Source organism: Trichocoleus sp. AS-A1 (assembly GCF_039962015.1).
In the GTDB taxonomy this organism is placed as follows: domain Bacteria; phylum Cyanobacteriota; class Cyanobacteriia; order Cyanobacteriales; family FACHB-T130; genus FACHB-T130.
The window spans coordinates 165,946-179,164 of the sequence record NZ_JAMPKG010000011.1 but is presented as its reverse complement, the minus strand read 5'-3'; the positions used below and the strand labels follow the sequence as shown (position 1 = coordinate 179,164).

General features: G+C 48.1%; 12 protein-coding genes and 1 pseudogene. 8 read left to right on the top strand and 5 right to left on the bottom strand.

What is annotated here, in order from left to right; genetic code table 11:
• Positions 1-149: 149 nt before the first annotated feature.
• Positions 150-268: pseudogene (gene yidD, locus NC994_RS11140) on the top strand (membrane protein insertion efficiency factor YidD); the annotation flags it as partial.
• On the opposite strand, the gene NC994_RS11135 reads toward yidD, so the two are convergent.
• Positions 251-532 carry a hypothetical protein gene (locus NC994_RS11135; RefSeq protein WP_190435365.1) on the bottom strand — a complete coding sequence of 94 codons (282 nt, stop codon included), beginning with the start codon at positions 530-532 and terminating at the stop codon, positions 251-253. The pseudogene yidD and the gene NC994_RS11135 sit on opposite strands and share 18 nt — an antisense overlap.
• A 42-nt stretch (positions 533-574) precedes the next feature.
• Here NC994_RS11135 and NC994_RS11130 point away from each other — a divergent pair, with 42 nt between their 5' ends.
• The 6 genes from NC994_RS11130 to murQ all read left to right on the top strand — a co-directional run bounded on the left by NC994_RS11130 (position 575) and on the right by murQ (position 4,754).
• Positions 575-1,087, top strand: a complete 513-nt coding sequence (locus tag NC994_RS11130; protein ID WP_190435324.1) for a GNAT family N-acetyltransferase — start codon at positions 575-577, stop codon at positions 1,085-1,087.
• A 360-nt stretch (positions 1,088-1,447) separates the two neighbouring features.
• Positions 1,448-1,693, top strand: coding sequence for a hypothetical protein (locus NC994_RS11125; protein ID WP_190435322.1), 246 nt, complete (start codon positions 1,448-1,450; stop codon positions 1,691-1,693).
• Between the two features lie 35 nt (positions 1,694-1,728).
• Positions 1,729-2,064, top strand: a complete 336-nt coding sequence (locus tag NC994_RS11120) for a DUF6176 family protein (protein WP_190410305.1) — start codon at positions 1,729-1,731, stop codon at positions 2,062-2,064.
• A 347-nt stretch (positions 2,065-2,411) separates the two neighbouring features.
• Positions 2,412-3,119, top strand: a complete 708-nt coding sequence (locus tag NC994_RS11115) for a M15 family metallopeptidase (protein WP_190435319.1) — start codon at positions 2,412-2,414, stop codon at positions 3,117-3,119.
• Between the two features lie 228 nt (positions 3,120-3,347).
• Positions 3,348-3,740, top strand: a complete 393-nt coding sequence (locus NC994_RS11110) for a DUF3110 domain-containing protein (RefSeq protein ID WP_190410303.1) — start codon at positions 3,348-3,350, stop codon at positions 3,738-3,740.
• A gap of 84 nt (positions 3,741-3,824) precedes the next feature.
• Positions 3,825-4,754, top strand: coding sequence for an N-acetylmuramic acid 6-phosphate etherase (gene murQ, locus NC994_RS11105; RefSeq protein ID WP_190410302.1), 930 nt, complete (start codon positions 3,825-3,827; stop codon positions 4,752-4,754).
• Between the two features lie 102 nt (positions 4,755-4,856).
• On the opposite strand, the gene NC994_RS11100 is transcribed toward murQ, so the two are convergent.
• The gene (locus tag NC994_RS11100; RefSeq protein ID WP_190435317.1) at positions 4,857-7,520 is read right to left on the bottom strand and encodes an EAL domain-containing protein; all 2,664 of its coding nucleotides are present in this window, start codon (positions 7,518-7,520) and stop codon (positions 4,857-4,859) included.
• Between the two features lie 380 nt (positions 7,521-7,900).
• Positions 7,901-10,435: a PAS domain-containing protein gene (locus tag NC994_RS11095; RefSeq protein WP_190435314.1), complete on the bottom strand. Its 2,535-nt coding sequence runs from the start codon at positions 10,433-10,435 to the stop codon at positions 7,901-7,903.
• Between the two features lie 196 nt (positions 10,436-10,631).
• Here NC994_RS11095 and NC994_RS11090 point away from each other — a divergent pair, with 196 nt between their 5' ends.
• On the top strand, positions 10,632-11,537 hold the full coding sequence (locus tag NC994_RS11090) for a sugar ABC transporter permease (protein ID WP_190435311.1): 906 nt from the start codon (positions 10,632-10,634) through the stop codon (positions 11,535-11,537).
• Between the two features lie 21 nt (positions 11,538-11,558).
• On the opposite strand, the gene NC994_RS11085 is transcribed toward NC994_RS11090, so the two are convergent.
• Complete coding sequence (locus tag NC994_RS11085; RefSeq protein WP_190435309.1) at positions 11,559-12,152, bottom strand: HAD family hydrolase; 594 nt, start codon at positions 12,150-12,152, stop codon at positions 11,559-11,561.
• Positions 12,153-12,243: 91 nt separating this feature from the next.
• On the bottom strand, positions 12,244-13,203 hold the full coding sequence (locus NC994_RS11080; protein WP_190410297.1) for a glycosyltransferase family 9 protein: 960 nt from the start codon (positions 13,201-13,203) through the stop codon (positions 12,244-12,246).
• Positions 13,204-13,219: the final 16 nt, after the last annotated feature.

Below are 13,219 nucleotides of genomic sequence, written 5' to 3'. Positions count from 1 at the left end.
GATCACTTTCTGACGAAAGTCGTAACTGTAAGGTTTAGGCACGGCAGAGCAAACGGTAACAAGTCACAATTACACCTTCATTCTACGTCCTAACCATCTTGGCGGTTGCTATATCTTGCATTTGAGAGAGTTGAAGGCAATGAAACCTTATTAGCAGCTCCCTAATTTGGGTGGTCGGGGCTACCAGGTTCTGATTTCTCCGTTGTTTCCACCAGTTTGCCAGTTTCAACCCACTTGTTCCAAGTACGCTTTAGAGGCTATAGATCGATCCAAAGTCTGTGCCAAAATTTAGCGCTGTAGTTCGATTGATGGCGATCTCGCCTTGTCGCTTTTCCACAATCATCCAGTCGGGTGAGTCAACTGGAGGAAGTGCAGTTCCCGCATCATACATCAGACTTTGTTCAAGCAAACCCGAACCTTTTGTGAGCGTGAATCGCTTCTCGATTGGGGTTGGGGAAGCGATCACTTTCCCCAAACCAAAACAAACTTGACAAAGATGGGTTTCGCGCCAGCGCCGAATCAGTGAAACCAAGAAAACTTCGTAGAGTTCAAATCAGACAGGCAAACATAAAATATGGCGATCGCGATTCGTAACGCCCTGTCACAGGATTTCACCCAAATCGAGCAAATCTCAGTTGCAGCTTACCAGGAGTACGCACGCGCCCTAGCGCCCGGTGACTGGGAGGTGATGCAGGGGAATTTGTCCCAAGTCGCAAAGAGAGCCGAGGTAGCTCAGTTAATCGTGGCACAGGAGGATTGTCACCTCGTCGGGACAGTGGCGTACTTTGCTCCTGGTAAGTCTGACGGCAGGCTGTTTCCGCCCCAGTGGGCATCCAGTCGCTTGCTGGCAGTATCGCCTTCTCATCGCGGAAAGGGAGCCGGACGACTGCTCACCCAGGAGTGTATTCAGCGTGCAAAAGCAGACGGTGCCTGCGAAATTGGAGTGCATACGAGCGAGTTGATGACGGTTGCCAGAAAAATGTATGAGCGAATGGGATTTCAGCAGGACATCGAACTCCCATCTATGTTTGGTCTTCGGTATTGGCGTTACGTGCTACCGCTGACCAAAACGCACGAACCATGCTAGCGATCCAGAAAATCACCCGATCGGGTGAGTCCATAGGATGAGGTTTACTAGAACCGCTTCTTTTACACTAGGTAGGAAACTTCTATAGCCCTTCGGGGAGTAAAAGTTTCCTACCTAGTGTGGCAGATTAACAGGATGACCCATCTAAAAGCCGGTTGAACAGCCAGCCATTTCTGAATCGCTAACGGCTAATAATTCGTTGCTATTAGCATTCGCAAAACCAGAAATACATAAAGCTGCGATCGCCCAAGTTTATTAAAAGAACGGTTGAAAACACTGAATTTTTCTGGCTGGCGCGAACTGATAGCTACTTAGTTTTCCGGGTCATATTGTTAATATAAAAATTTTTGAGGGGTGAATATGTCTCTGATCCGCGACCTTGTACAACAGGCTCTGGCAACAGGTTATTTAACCATTGCAGCAGAAAATCAACTGCGACAGCTTTTAAGAACTAAGTATGGTCTGGAAGACTTCAACGCTTTCATGGCTTTACAGACAGCTGCAATGTCTGGTCAGGTGAAGCAAGAATCGCGGGAATTAAGAGGGTTACAGCAAACTTTCTGTAAAACGAATAAGCAACCTAACACGCAATACGCAATTCGGTAATTTTTCAATTTTATCCATCCATAAAGGGCAAGTTAATGGCGGACACCCAATGCTTAAAAATTCGGATTAAGCCAGGATTGACCCTCCCTGTAATTGGTTGGCTCAAGAACTTGAACAATCAATTGGATGAAGTGCGGGAATTGCTCAGGAACGAAGGAGTCATTATAGAATCCATCTTTCTCGAACGCAGCCAAGATGGGGACTATTTAATTTTGTATCAAAAGGCAAAAGATTTAAGCAAAGCTAGCGAAACATTCCATCAGTCAAGCTCTCCACTCGCCTTGGCTACTCAGAAATTCATCAGCGAAACTTGGGGAGACATCCAGCCCCTAGAATTGGTCATCGACTTAGAGGGGATGACAGAAGTTTAGGTATTGCGGAAATCAACTATCAAGATTACGCTGGATACAGCAATTTTTTGATGAACCGCGAAGTCGCGTTGGCGTAGCCTGCGCGTTAGCGCTTAGGACGCGAAGAAAGAAAAGAAAGAAGATTTTAAGGGATAAATTAAGATTGTTATTGTGGATTCTAGCACTGTTAATTTTTTATTAATAGTTATTTTCTAAGTTTGATATAGAGAAACGTTAGCTTTTAAATCTTTTTATCTCGTTATTTTGAAGCGTCGATTAAACTTGTCTAAAACTACTGATAAAAATACTGCATATTTTGAATATTTCACGCCAGACGGCAAAATAAGGTCAGTCTGAAAGAGCGGAATATGAAACCTTATCAGCAGATTGTAATTGTAGAGTGTGGTGAGCCGCTCACTGCCATTCCTTTGGAACAATTTGCGGTTGTCTCTCCCCATCCTTATGAAAAATTGGGTGCGACTTATGGCGATCGCTCACCTTATTATCTCCGTCAGGGTGTCCTCGAATCCCTAATTGCCGCCCAACACCAGTTAGCTGTCACGAATCCAGATTGGCGGATCGATCTCTTTGATGCCTTTCGACCCGTGGAAGTCCAGCAATTCATGGTAGATTACACCTTTGCTGAAGTGGTTCAGGCTCAAGGTTTAAACTTGATTGAGTTAACAGAAGCTCAGCGTCAAGCAATTTGGGAGATAGTTTATCAATTTTGGGCACCCCCCAACCTCGATCCAGCAATGCCACCGCCTCACAGTACGGGGGCTGCGGTGGATATCACCTTAGTAGACAATACTGGCAAGACGATAGATATGGGGGGAGAAATTGATGAAATATCAGCGCGATCGCATCCTGATTATTATGCCAATAGCATCCAGCCAGTAGAACAGCAGTATCATTCTCATCGGCAGCTATTAAATGATGTCATGCTCCAAGCTGGGTTTCGCCGTCATCCCAACGAGTGGTGGCATTTCTGCTTGGGCGATCAGATGTGGGCGTGGTTATGCAATCAAGAAAATCCCCATCATCCTGTGACTGCCCGTTACGGTAGAGTTGCTTGAGCTAGGAAAGGATATCTATGGCGATCTGAAATGTCTTAACATCTATTGGTTGGGGGTAATTTAGCTTTTTTGCTGATTTCCTCGCAATTTCATTTGAATCTTCTCTCTTGAATTTCTCTTTCCCTCTGTCTTTATTGCTCCGCATCGCTAGCTAGCAAAGGAAGAGCAACTAGACGTGATATCAGGGAAGCCAGTTAGATATCCTAAGTTAAGAATGGATAAAAAACGATGACTACATCTAGGCGCGTATTCGTTTTAATATTTAATCCTCGGACTGACAACGAGGGGATTCACTCGATTCAGATTGGCGATCGCAACTGGATACTCATGTTTGAATCAGAAGACGATGCGACTCGCTATGCGATGCTGCTAGAAGCACAAGATTTTCTCAGTCCCAGTGTTGAAGCCATCGATGCAGAGGAAGTCGAGGCATTTTGTGAGGGTGCAGGTTACGAGTGCAAGCTAATTCCGGAGGGATTTGTTCCCGAAGGAGATGCGGAACGTCTTTTTCTGGTTCCGCCAGAAACGAATCTGGAGGAAACAGACTGGAAACCAGATGCTCCGCAAGCGGAAGTTTCCGATCTAGACAGAATTCGCCGTCAATTAGAAGGACTGTTATGAAAGGATCGAGGATGTTAGCGATCGCGTAACCCATAGCGGCGCTTTCTTGGCAGGATGAACGATAAAAAAAATGAAGGATCGAGGATGAAGAATCTGGAGGAGCGGGGACATCTTTTAACAGAACAGGTTAATCCCAATAGCCAGAATCTCGACCAGATGAGTTCTCTGGAATTGGTAGATTTGTTCAATCAGGAAGATGCTCAGACGCTAGCAGCGATCGCAATCGCCAGAACTCAGCTCGCTGAAGCAATCGATAAGACGGCTGAGGCGTTACGTCACGGTGGACGCCTGTTTTATGTGGGAGCTGGGACGAGCGGGCGTCTGGGCGTCTTGGATGCAGCCGAGTGTCCGCCCACCTTTTGTACGCCGCCAGAACTGGTACAAGGGATTATCGCCGGGGGTGCGGGGGCGTTAATCCGCAGCTCAGAAGATTTAGAAGACAAAGATGAAGACGGGGCATCTGCGATCGCAACTCGGCAGATTACCCATCTCGATGTCGTTGTCGGCATCACCGCCGGGGGAACAACACCGTTTGTCCACGGTGCAATCCAAGCGGCACGTCAGCGAGGTGCAACCACGATTTTGATTGCCTGTGTCCCAGCCGAACAAGTTACCATCGATGCAGATTTAGATATTCGCCTAATTGTAGGGCCAGAAGTAGTGGCAGGCTCGACGCGACTGAAATCCGGAACCGTCACTAAAATGGCTTTAAATATCCTCTCCACCGGCGTGATGGTGAAGCTGGGCAAAGTCTACGGCAATCGCATGGTAGATGTCGCCGTTACTAATAAAAAATTGCACGATCGCGCCCTGCGAATGCTGCAAGACCTCACGGATTTAAATCGAGAAGACGCTGGATATTTGCTGGAGCAAAGTGGGCGTTCTGTCAAGTTAGCGTTGTTGATGCATTGGACGGGTTTGGAGAAGCAAGAAGGCGATCGCCTCCTTGCAGAACACAAAGGTAATCTCAGAGCAGCTGTTTCCAGCTACAACCACCCCAGCGACTCTCCCTAAATTTGAGATTTGAGATGTTGGAATTCTATTTCAACTCTCAAATTTTTCCCAGTTTCAACGGCTGATATTGCCTTGCCGATTTGAGGCAATTTTTGATTTTTATCACCACTGGGGCTGTGCTGCCAATAACGCCTCAGCTGCCGGTGCATCTACCGGCTTAGAAAAAAAGTATCCCTGTCCGTATTCACATTGCAGCCGCTTGAGCTGAAGCATCTGCTCTGCGGTTTCGATACCTTCGGCAACCACATCCATCCCCAAATTGTGAGCCAGCGTCATAATTGTCTGGACAATTTCCCAGCGATTTTCCTCATCCCCCATGCCGCTAATAAAGGAGCGGTCAATTTTCAAAGTATCAATTGGTAAGCAATGCAGACGCCCCAAGGAAGAATAGCCAGTGCCAAAGTCGTCAATTCCCACTTTCACTCCTAAGGCTCTGAGCTGCTCAAGCATAGCGGTTACGGCATCGGCATCTTCTAGCAAGCAAGTTTCAGTAATCTCTAGCTTTAAACTGCGAGTTTCCAAACCAGTCTCCCGAACAATTCGATCGATCTGCTGAACCATGTCAGATTGGGCAAACTGCATCGCAGAAAGATTTACGCCAATTGTTAATTGTTCATAGTTGGATGTTGAGGGTTCACTATTCTGAACGAATCTTTCTTGCCAAGCACGCATCTGGCAGCAGGCTTCGCGCAATACCCACCAATCCAGTTGCGCCATCAGTCCGGTTTCTTCTGCAACGGGAATAAACTCAAGCGGAGAAACTAACCCTCTCTTAGGGTGCTGCCAGCGCACGAGTGCCTCAAAGGCAGTAATTTTGCCGGTTGAGAGGGAGACGATAGGCTGGTAGTAAACCCGAAACTCAGAGTTAGGTAAAAGTTTTAAGTTTGGAGTTTGGAGTTTTGAATTTTCATCTTGTAAAGGAGAACTCAAAACGGAGAACTCAAAACCTTCCTTAGATAAAGCCCCAATTGCCAGACGCAGGTCGGTTTCTAATTGTAAAAGTGCGATCGCGCGTGCATGTAAAGTCGTGTGGAACACGGCATAACGCCCTTTTCCCATTATTTTTGCCTGAGATAGGGCAATGTCGGCATCGCGCAGCAAGTCCCACTCCGGGTTAAGTACGGGTTCTTGCCTCTTTTGAGTGTTGGGTGAAGGAAGGGTAGAAGGCGTGAGGAAGGGAATTGTCTTACCGTCCTGTCCCACTCTCCGATTCTCCGGCTCTCCGGCTCTCCGGCTCAGGGCAATGCCAATACTGGCGGCGGCGAATACTTCATGTCCATCGAGGTAAAAGGGTGATGCGAGGGCTTCGTGGATTGACTCGGCAACGCGGGTCGCGTCACCCAGTTGCTGAATCTCCTCCAGCAGGATCGTGAACTCGTCTCCGCCAAGACGTGCCACCGTATCTCTGGGGCGCATCAGAGTACAGAGCCGATGCGCGATCGCGACAAGTAGTTTATCTCCGACCGTATGCCCCAAGCTGTCGTTAATCACCTTAAATCGGTCGAGATCCACAAACAGTACCGCAAATAGATAATTTTCAAACTGATAGGTACGTTCTAGGGCAACCTCCAACCGCTCCATAAATAAGGTTCGATTAGGCAAACCCGTCAGCGAGTCATAAAGTTGCCGTTGCTGCTGCTGCTGCTCAATGTGTTGAAGCTGCGCTTTCATTCGCAGACGCTCTTGGATGCTCAAGCTCGCTGCCGTTAAACAAAATAATCCCACGGGTGACACTACCGGCATCAAGTAACTCACCCGCAAAAGCACTACACTGACAATGACCCAGCCGCTACAAAGACTAACGACTGCAATCAGCTGGTGTCTCGTCCGATAGCGGTTGAGCGTGAAGCCAAGCATTGGCCCGCCCAGCAACAGGAAACCCAGCAGCCACTTGGGGTCTGGGGTTTTCAGAAAGTTTTCTTGCAAGAGATTATTCAGAACGGTAGCGTGCAGGTGAATTCCACTCGCGGGTGGATGATTGTCAAACGGAGTGTTTAGAGGATCGAGAGCGGCTGCTGTGACGCCCACCATCACAATCTTTCCCTTGAATGCCGAGGCAGGCACTTTCCCCTGAAGGACTGAAACAAAGGAATAGTGCGGTGCCTGAAGCACCTCACCGGGCCAGTTCACGAGCAGCGGTTGATTCATCGGTGGGAGTTTTACCGGCTCTTTCACCAGTGAATAAACCTGGGAAGCCGCGATGCTTAAAAGAGGCACGCCTTCAAGTTGCGGTACAACTTGGCGAGTTAAACCATCGCTATCCTTGTGGTTGGCAATATGTCCGATTGCGATCGCGCTTTTACTCAATTCTGGAGTCGGACGCAAAGGGGTAGTTGTCCGATCCCACCCCTGCGCCAACACTACCTGACCCACTTTTTCCATCGCCACCGCCATCTGTGCATCTTCCGGACTACTTTCGGGCATCAGCACGTCCAATACCACCACACTAGGCTCTGCTGCGGACAGTTGATTCAGCAACTGGGTGTATTGCTTGCGAGGCCAAGGAAAGCGACCCAGTTCCGTTAAACTGGCATCATCAATGTCAATCAACACCACCCGTTCATCCCAAGGCATCGTTCCCCGGAGGCGGAATAAACCCCGATAAGCAAGCTGTTCCAGTGGTTGCCAAATCCCTAGCACCAAACCACTTGCAACGATTAAAGAAGGAAAAAAGAAAAAAGCAAAATTAGCAATAAAGGATTTTTTTTCTTTTTCTTCTACTTTTAAACTTTGAATTTTGGACTTTTCAGGGAATTGCCAGTTCATACATCTGCTGTTTTCCCAAAGGAGTCGCAACAGCGTTGATGCGACCGTTTATAACAATTTTGCTTAATGCTGCTAGGTTTAATTTTTTCCAACTCTCAATTTGGTAGAGACGCGAACTGACTCTTTCAGCGCTAGGCTAACGCCTCGCTGTTTTCATGCCCAAAGGGCTATACGCGATCGCCTTTAGTTCCCTTGCGAATTTAACCTCAATCCGAAATCTACCATCCAAAATTTTCTAAAAGGTTTTGTTAAATGGATACCCAAATTTGTAATTGCGCTCAACTGCAACAGCAGCATCTCAATTATAAAAATTGATTGGGAACCATCTCTATCCCCCACCCCCCTCCGCTGGAGAAAGGAAGACCGGGAATCATTTCCTTTCACCGGGCACTTGAGTGCATCGTTTGGTCAAACACCTCATACCGTCCCTTTCCTAGCGCTTTGGCACGATACAAGGCTGTATCGGCATCGCGCAGGAGGTCTTCAGGTCGATCGTAGCCGCTGCTGAGAACAATGCCAATACTTGCGGCAGTAAAAACTTCGTGTCCGTCGAGATAGAAAGGCGGTATCAGTTCTCGGTTGATTCGTTCGGCGATGCTGGTGGCGTGACTCAGGTCGTCAATAGCTTCCAAAAGCAGGGTAAATTCATCTCCCCCCAAACGAGCGACGATGTCTTCAGCACGCACGCAGGTTTCGAGACGGCGAGCGACGCAGCGAAGCAGCCGCTCCGCTAACGCCACCAATAATTTATCCCCAACCAGATGCCCCAAACTGTCGTTCACTTTTTTGAAGCCATCCAAATCTACAAACAGCAGCGCAAACTGAAAATCTTGACACTGTTTGGCTCGCTCCACCGCTTGACTGAGGCGCTCCATGAACAAAGCTCGGTTGGGCAAGCCGGTTAAGATATCATAAAACGCCCGCTCCCGCAGATGCTCCTTTGCCCGTTTGCGCTCGGTAATATCTTCCACCGTGCCTTCGTAGTAAAGCAGCGTACCTTCACAATCGCGCACCGCACGGGCATTTTCTGCAATCCAGATAATGCTGCCATCTTGACGGGAGACTGCGGATTCAAACTCTGAAACGGCATCGTGTTCTTGCAACAGGCGCGTAAACTCAGCACGCCGGTTTGGGTCAACGTATAGTTGCTGCTTAATATCCGTCAGACGCGCCATCAGTTCTGTCGGAGACTCATATCCATAAATGCGTGCCAGAGCGGGATTGGCACTAATATACTGTCCATCGGGCGTCGTCTGGAAAATCCCCTCAATTGCATTCTCAAAGATACTGCGATATTTGGCTTCTGCCTGCTGTAGAGCCTCTTCTGTCCGCTTGCGCTCGGTGATATCGGTGATGAAGCCTTCCAGTCCGAGGACTTTACCGGCGCTGTCACAAACTGCCGCTCCTTTTTCCCAAACCCATTTTTCTACACCTGATTTGGTAAGAATGCGATATTCCACAACATAGGGTTTTAGAAGCGTGATGCCCGTAGCGATCGCCTCTAAAACCTTGGGTAAATCCTCAGGATGAGTAATGGAATCATAAGACACCGCGCGATCGCCAATCAATTCTTCACTGTGATACCCAGTCAGCTTAAAGCAACCTTCACTAATGTAAGTCATCGACCACGCTGGGTCATTTCCACAAGAAAACACAATCCCTGGCAACGAGTCAATCAAACTTGCAAGACGGCGCTGGCTTTCCCTCAGGGCAGCTTCCGCTTGTTTTTGCTGCATCACGGTTCCCAGATGCGCTGCTACTGCTGACACCAGCTCAACCAGTCGCTTGTCCTTAGGGCGAGATTCAAACAGGAAGAAAGTGAGAACTGCCACTACCCGATCTTTAGAGAGAATCGGCACGGCAAATCCAGCTTTGAGTCCGCAATTTCTGGCGAACTGAGTCCGGATAAAAAATGGGGGCGGCTCAATCGAAGCATCGGGAATCCACTCTGGCTGCTTGGATAACCAAACTCGTCCCGGTAGCCCAATTCCCGGTGAAAACTTCAACATTTCGCTCTGCCGCCGGAACTCGCTCAGGGTTAGGGGCAGTTCTGATGGCAGGTTAGTCGGTTGAAGTTGATTTAAACCTTTCATCAACCTTTCAACCTCTAACGCTTGTAAACTTTCAACCTGTAGCTCTAAAGTGCTGCTGTACCATGCGGGAGTGCATTCTAAAACAGTACCGTCTGAGGTGGGTATCCAAGCTTCACCAAAATTCCAGCCGGTTGTTTCACACACTTGACGTAGCGCGACTGAAAGTGCCGTATGAAAATCAGGCGCAGCACTAATTGCCTGGGTTAGGATTTGCAACAGTTTAATTTCTTCTTCAGCCCGCTGGCGCTCGGATACGTCTATTGACGTATTCGCAAAGGGGTGTAGAGTGTTAGCGGGGCGGGGGTCTAAATCCCGATTAGGGATTGAAATCATGATCAAGCCCTCCAGCGCCAGCAGTTCTCCCGATTGGGAGAAAACTCCACAACCCTGTTCCCAGACAAATTTCTCTTCTCCCGCCGCTGTGATGATGCGGTAGACAAGCTGGAAGGGTCTATATTCTTGCACGGCGGCTTGTATGGCGTTCCACACCTGCTCTCGGTCGTCGGGATGAATCAGTTGGGCATAGCAGATTTCTCGGTTGCCAATGAGTTCAAACGGAGAGTAACCAGTGAGCTGATAGCAGTCCTCGCTGACCGCTTCCATTGTCCAGCTCTGGTCGTTGCGGCAACGGTAGGCCATGCCAGGTAAGTTACTCATCAGGGTTGAAAGGGGACGAACTCCGGATAGGGATTGTCCCGTTGAAACAGGGCACTCTTGTAATGCATCTTCTGTCTGCAACGTATAAGTCATTTCAAACGGTGTTCCCAGTCCCCTGATGTTTTCCTTGAGATCAACGAGATCAACTGGTTCTAACCGCTCCACTCTCGGCGTCTCCTACAGAAATAATGTAAAGCTGGGAGAAAGCTCGTCAGCTGCGGCGAGGCAGCGAATTGCTGCTCCTTTCAGGATGGTTAGTGTATATTAAACTACCCTGAAGTTTCCAACAACAGTAAAATAGACTACACTCGAATCGCTAATTGAAGGATTTCTAATTACTAATTGCTAATAGTTTTTTAATATGCAGCATTGGATGCCAAAAGATGGGATTTTCGCTAAACAAAGATTAACGCCTTATCTGTTTTTGCTGCCTGCTTTGTTGTTTTTGGGACTAACCGTTTTCTGGCCTGCCTTACAAGCGTTTTACCTTTCTTTTACGGAATATACTCTGATTGGTCAAGCGCCAGAATGGGTGGGTTTTAAGAATTTTCGGCGTCTGTGGACCGATACAGTGTTTTGGCAGACGCTGTGGAATACTCTGCTTTACCTGATTTTTGTAGTGCCGATTTTAGTTGTGGCATCGCTAGGACTAGCGATTCTGGTTAACCAAAAACTACGTGGAATTAGCTGGCTTCGGGCAGCTTATTACACACCTGTAGTCATTTCAATGGTGGTGGCGGGGATTGCTTGGAACTGGCTTTATGCAGAAAACGGTCTGGTGAATCAGGTATTAGTCAACACTAAAATTATCCCGTTTCTCCAAAATGGTATTCCTTGGCTGACTAGCCCGCGCTTTGCACTTTTTAGCGTGATGGTGGTGACGGTTTGGAAGGGATTAGGCTACTACATGGTGATTTATTTAGCTGGCTTGCAATCAATCCCAGCAGATGTCTATGAAGCGGCGGCGATTGATGGCTCAGACGGGATTGCTAAGCATTGGGACATTACGATCCCATTGATGAAACCGTATTTAGTGCTAGTGGCGGTGATTTCTGCGATTTCTGCCACGAAAGTATTTGAAGAGGTTTATATTATGACCCAAGGAGGGCCGCGAAACAGTTCTAAAACGATTGTTTATTATCTCTATGAGCAAGCTTTCCAAAATTTAGAGATGAGTTATGCTTGCACAATTGGATTGGTGTTGTTTTTGGCAATCCTAGGGCTATCAATCTTGAATTTAAAGCTATCAAACTCAATTAAAAATTAGAAATAAAATTAAAAATAATTTTTAATTATTCTGCTGGCAAATCCACTCAACCGCCGCGACTAAATCCGCTGCGATGAAATCCGGGCGAGTGTGGTGTTGATACTCGCCACCCAAGACGCGATCGCCAAATCCAGTCTGCACTAAAATCCCGGTACAACCGGCATTGTGTGCCATGTCGATATCGGTGGCTTTGTCCCCCACCATAAAACTGCGCGACAGATCCAGATCGTGTTCCCAAGCAGCCGCCACCAGCATTCCCGTATTCGGCTTGCGCCAGGTACTCCAGCGGCTGAATTCTGGATTTGTCCCTCCTTCCGGGGGACTGAGATAAGGGCAGTAATACAAAGCATCTAAACGCGCCCCTGCTTCAGCTTGCAAGAGGTGGCAGAGGCGCAGATGCAGAGCATCCACATGACTAGCCGGATAGTAGTCTCGGGCGGGGCCTGATTGATTGGAGACGAGACAGCAAAACATCTGCCGGTCGTTGAGCAGCCGTACCGCCTGAGCCACCCCCGGTATCAGGTGTAAATCCTCAACTTGATGGATATAACCGGCTTCGACATTGAGGACGCCATCCCGGTCAAGAAATACTGCTGGTTTGGCAGTTTTAGACATGAATTGAATCAACAGAGAATAGTTTGGAGGGGCGGGAAAATTAAAAATTAAAAATTTTGTTTTGCATTTTTAATTTTTAATTTTTCAGGATTTAACCGCCCCAGATTTGCTGGAGAACGTCTGCTGGGGGAATGTCGGCTATCGAGCGACTAGGGGATTGCAAACCGCGAACGCGATCGCTACTCGGTAGCAATTTTTTCGCTTCTGTCGGGCCAAACAGTGCAATCGTGTAAGTCCCAACGGCGACGGCTAAGTGCATGGGCGCACTATCCGTACACAGCATCAAGTTGGCACCAGCAATCATTGCCGCCAACTTCCCGATATCTCCAGGCGAAGTCACCTTTAAGTTAGGCGAGGACTGCATCAATTCGCTAACAAACGCCTTATCCTCAGGCCCTTTGAGGAGGACAATCGGTAAATCAGGCTGTCGCTGTTGAGTTTCTTGAATAATCTGCTGCCATTTCTTGACCGGATAGATTTTATCAATCCCTTTCGCCTGAGCCAAGGCGCTAGAACCGCCATGAATCAGAATGTAGCCAGTTTCCTGAACACCCAGTTGTTTTTGTTCTTTTTCTGCCCACTCAATATCTGGTTTAGGTACATTGACCGCCAGCGGTGGACAAGGAGAATTTATTCCTAAACCTTGCAGCAAATCGTGATACATATCAGCGGCATACTGCTCGGTTTTTAGCGGAACTGGGTTGGTGAGAAACCAGTTTCCTGGCCCGTTATAGCTAATTCGAGTGGGAATGCCGGTCAGCCACAGCAGCAGCCCTACACTCCACCTGCGCCCCAGAGATAGGGCGATATCATACTCGCGATCGCGGATTATACCCAGTAAATTTCCCCAGTCTGCTGGTCCGGTACGGTCTTTGAAGTCATAGGTGAGGATTTCATTAACCGACTTGCAAACCCGGTAGGCACCCTTTGCCCTGGGTTCTACAATGACATCAATCTGAGCTTCCGGGTAATACCGCTTCAGGTCATCCAGGGTAGGGAAGAACAGAATTTGGTCGCCAATCCCGCCGGGGACAAGGGCAAGTATTCGCATTACTGTTGATTGAGGT

Excerpts from the sequence above, each read along its gene's own strand:
- NC994_RS11090 (WP_190435311.1), top strand. The coding sequence starts at position 10,632 with ATGCAGCATTGGATGCCAAAAGATGGGATTTTCGCTAAACAAAGATTA.
- NC994_RS11080 (WP_190410297.1), bottom strand. The coding sequence starts at position 13,203 with ATGCGAATACTTGCCCTTGTCCCCGGCGGGATTGGCGACCAAATTCTG.
- NC994_RS11130 (WP_190435324.1), top strand. The coding sequence starts at position 575 with ATGGCGATCGCGATTCGTAACGCCCTGTCACAGGATTTCACCCAAATC.
- NC994_RS11110 (WP_190410303.1), top strand. The coding sequence starts at position 3,348 with ATGACTACATCTAGGCGCGTATTCGTTTTAATATTTAATCCTCGGACT.
- murQ (WP_190410302.1), top strand. The coding sequence starts at position 3,825 with ATGAAGAATCTGGAGGAGCGGGGACATCTTTTAACAGAACAGGTTAAT.
- NC994_RS11115 (WP_190435319.1), top strand. The coding sequence starts at position 2,412 with ATGAAACCTTATCAGCAGATTGTAATTGTAGAGTGTGGTGAGCCGCTC.
- NC994_RS11085 (WP_190435309.1), bottom strand. The coding sequence starts at position 12,152 with ATGTCTAAAACTGCCAAACCAGCAGTATTTCTTGACCGGGATGGCGTC.
- NC994_RS11100 (WP_190435317.1), bottom strand. The coding sequence starts at position 7,520 with ATGAACTGGCAATTCCCTGAAAAGTCCAAAATTCAAAGTTTAAAAGTA.
- NC994_RS11120 (WP_190410305.1), top strand. The coding sequence starts at position 1,729 with ATGGCGGACACCCAATGCTTAAAAATTCGGATTAAGCCAGGATTGACC.
- NC994_RS11125 (WP_190435322.1), top strand. The coding sequence starts at position 1,448 with ATGTCTCTGATCCGCGACCTTGTACAACAGGCTCTGGCAACAGGTTAT.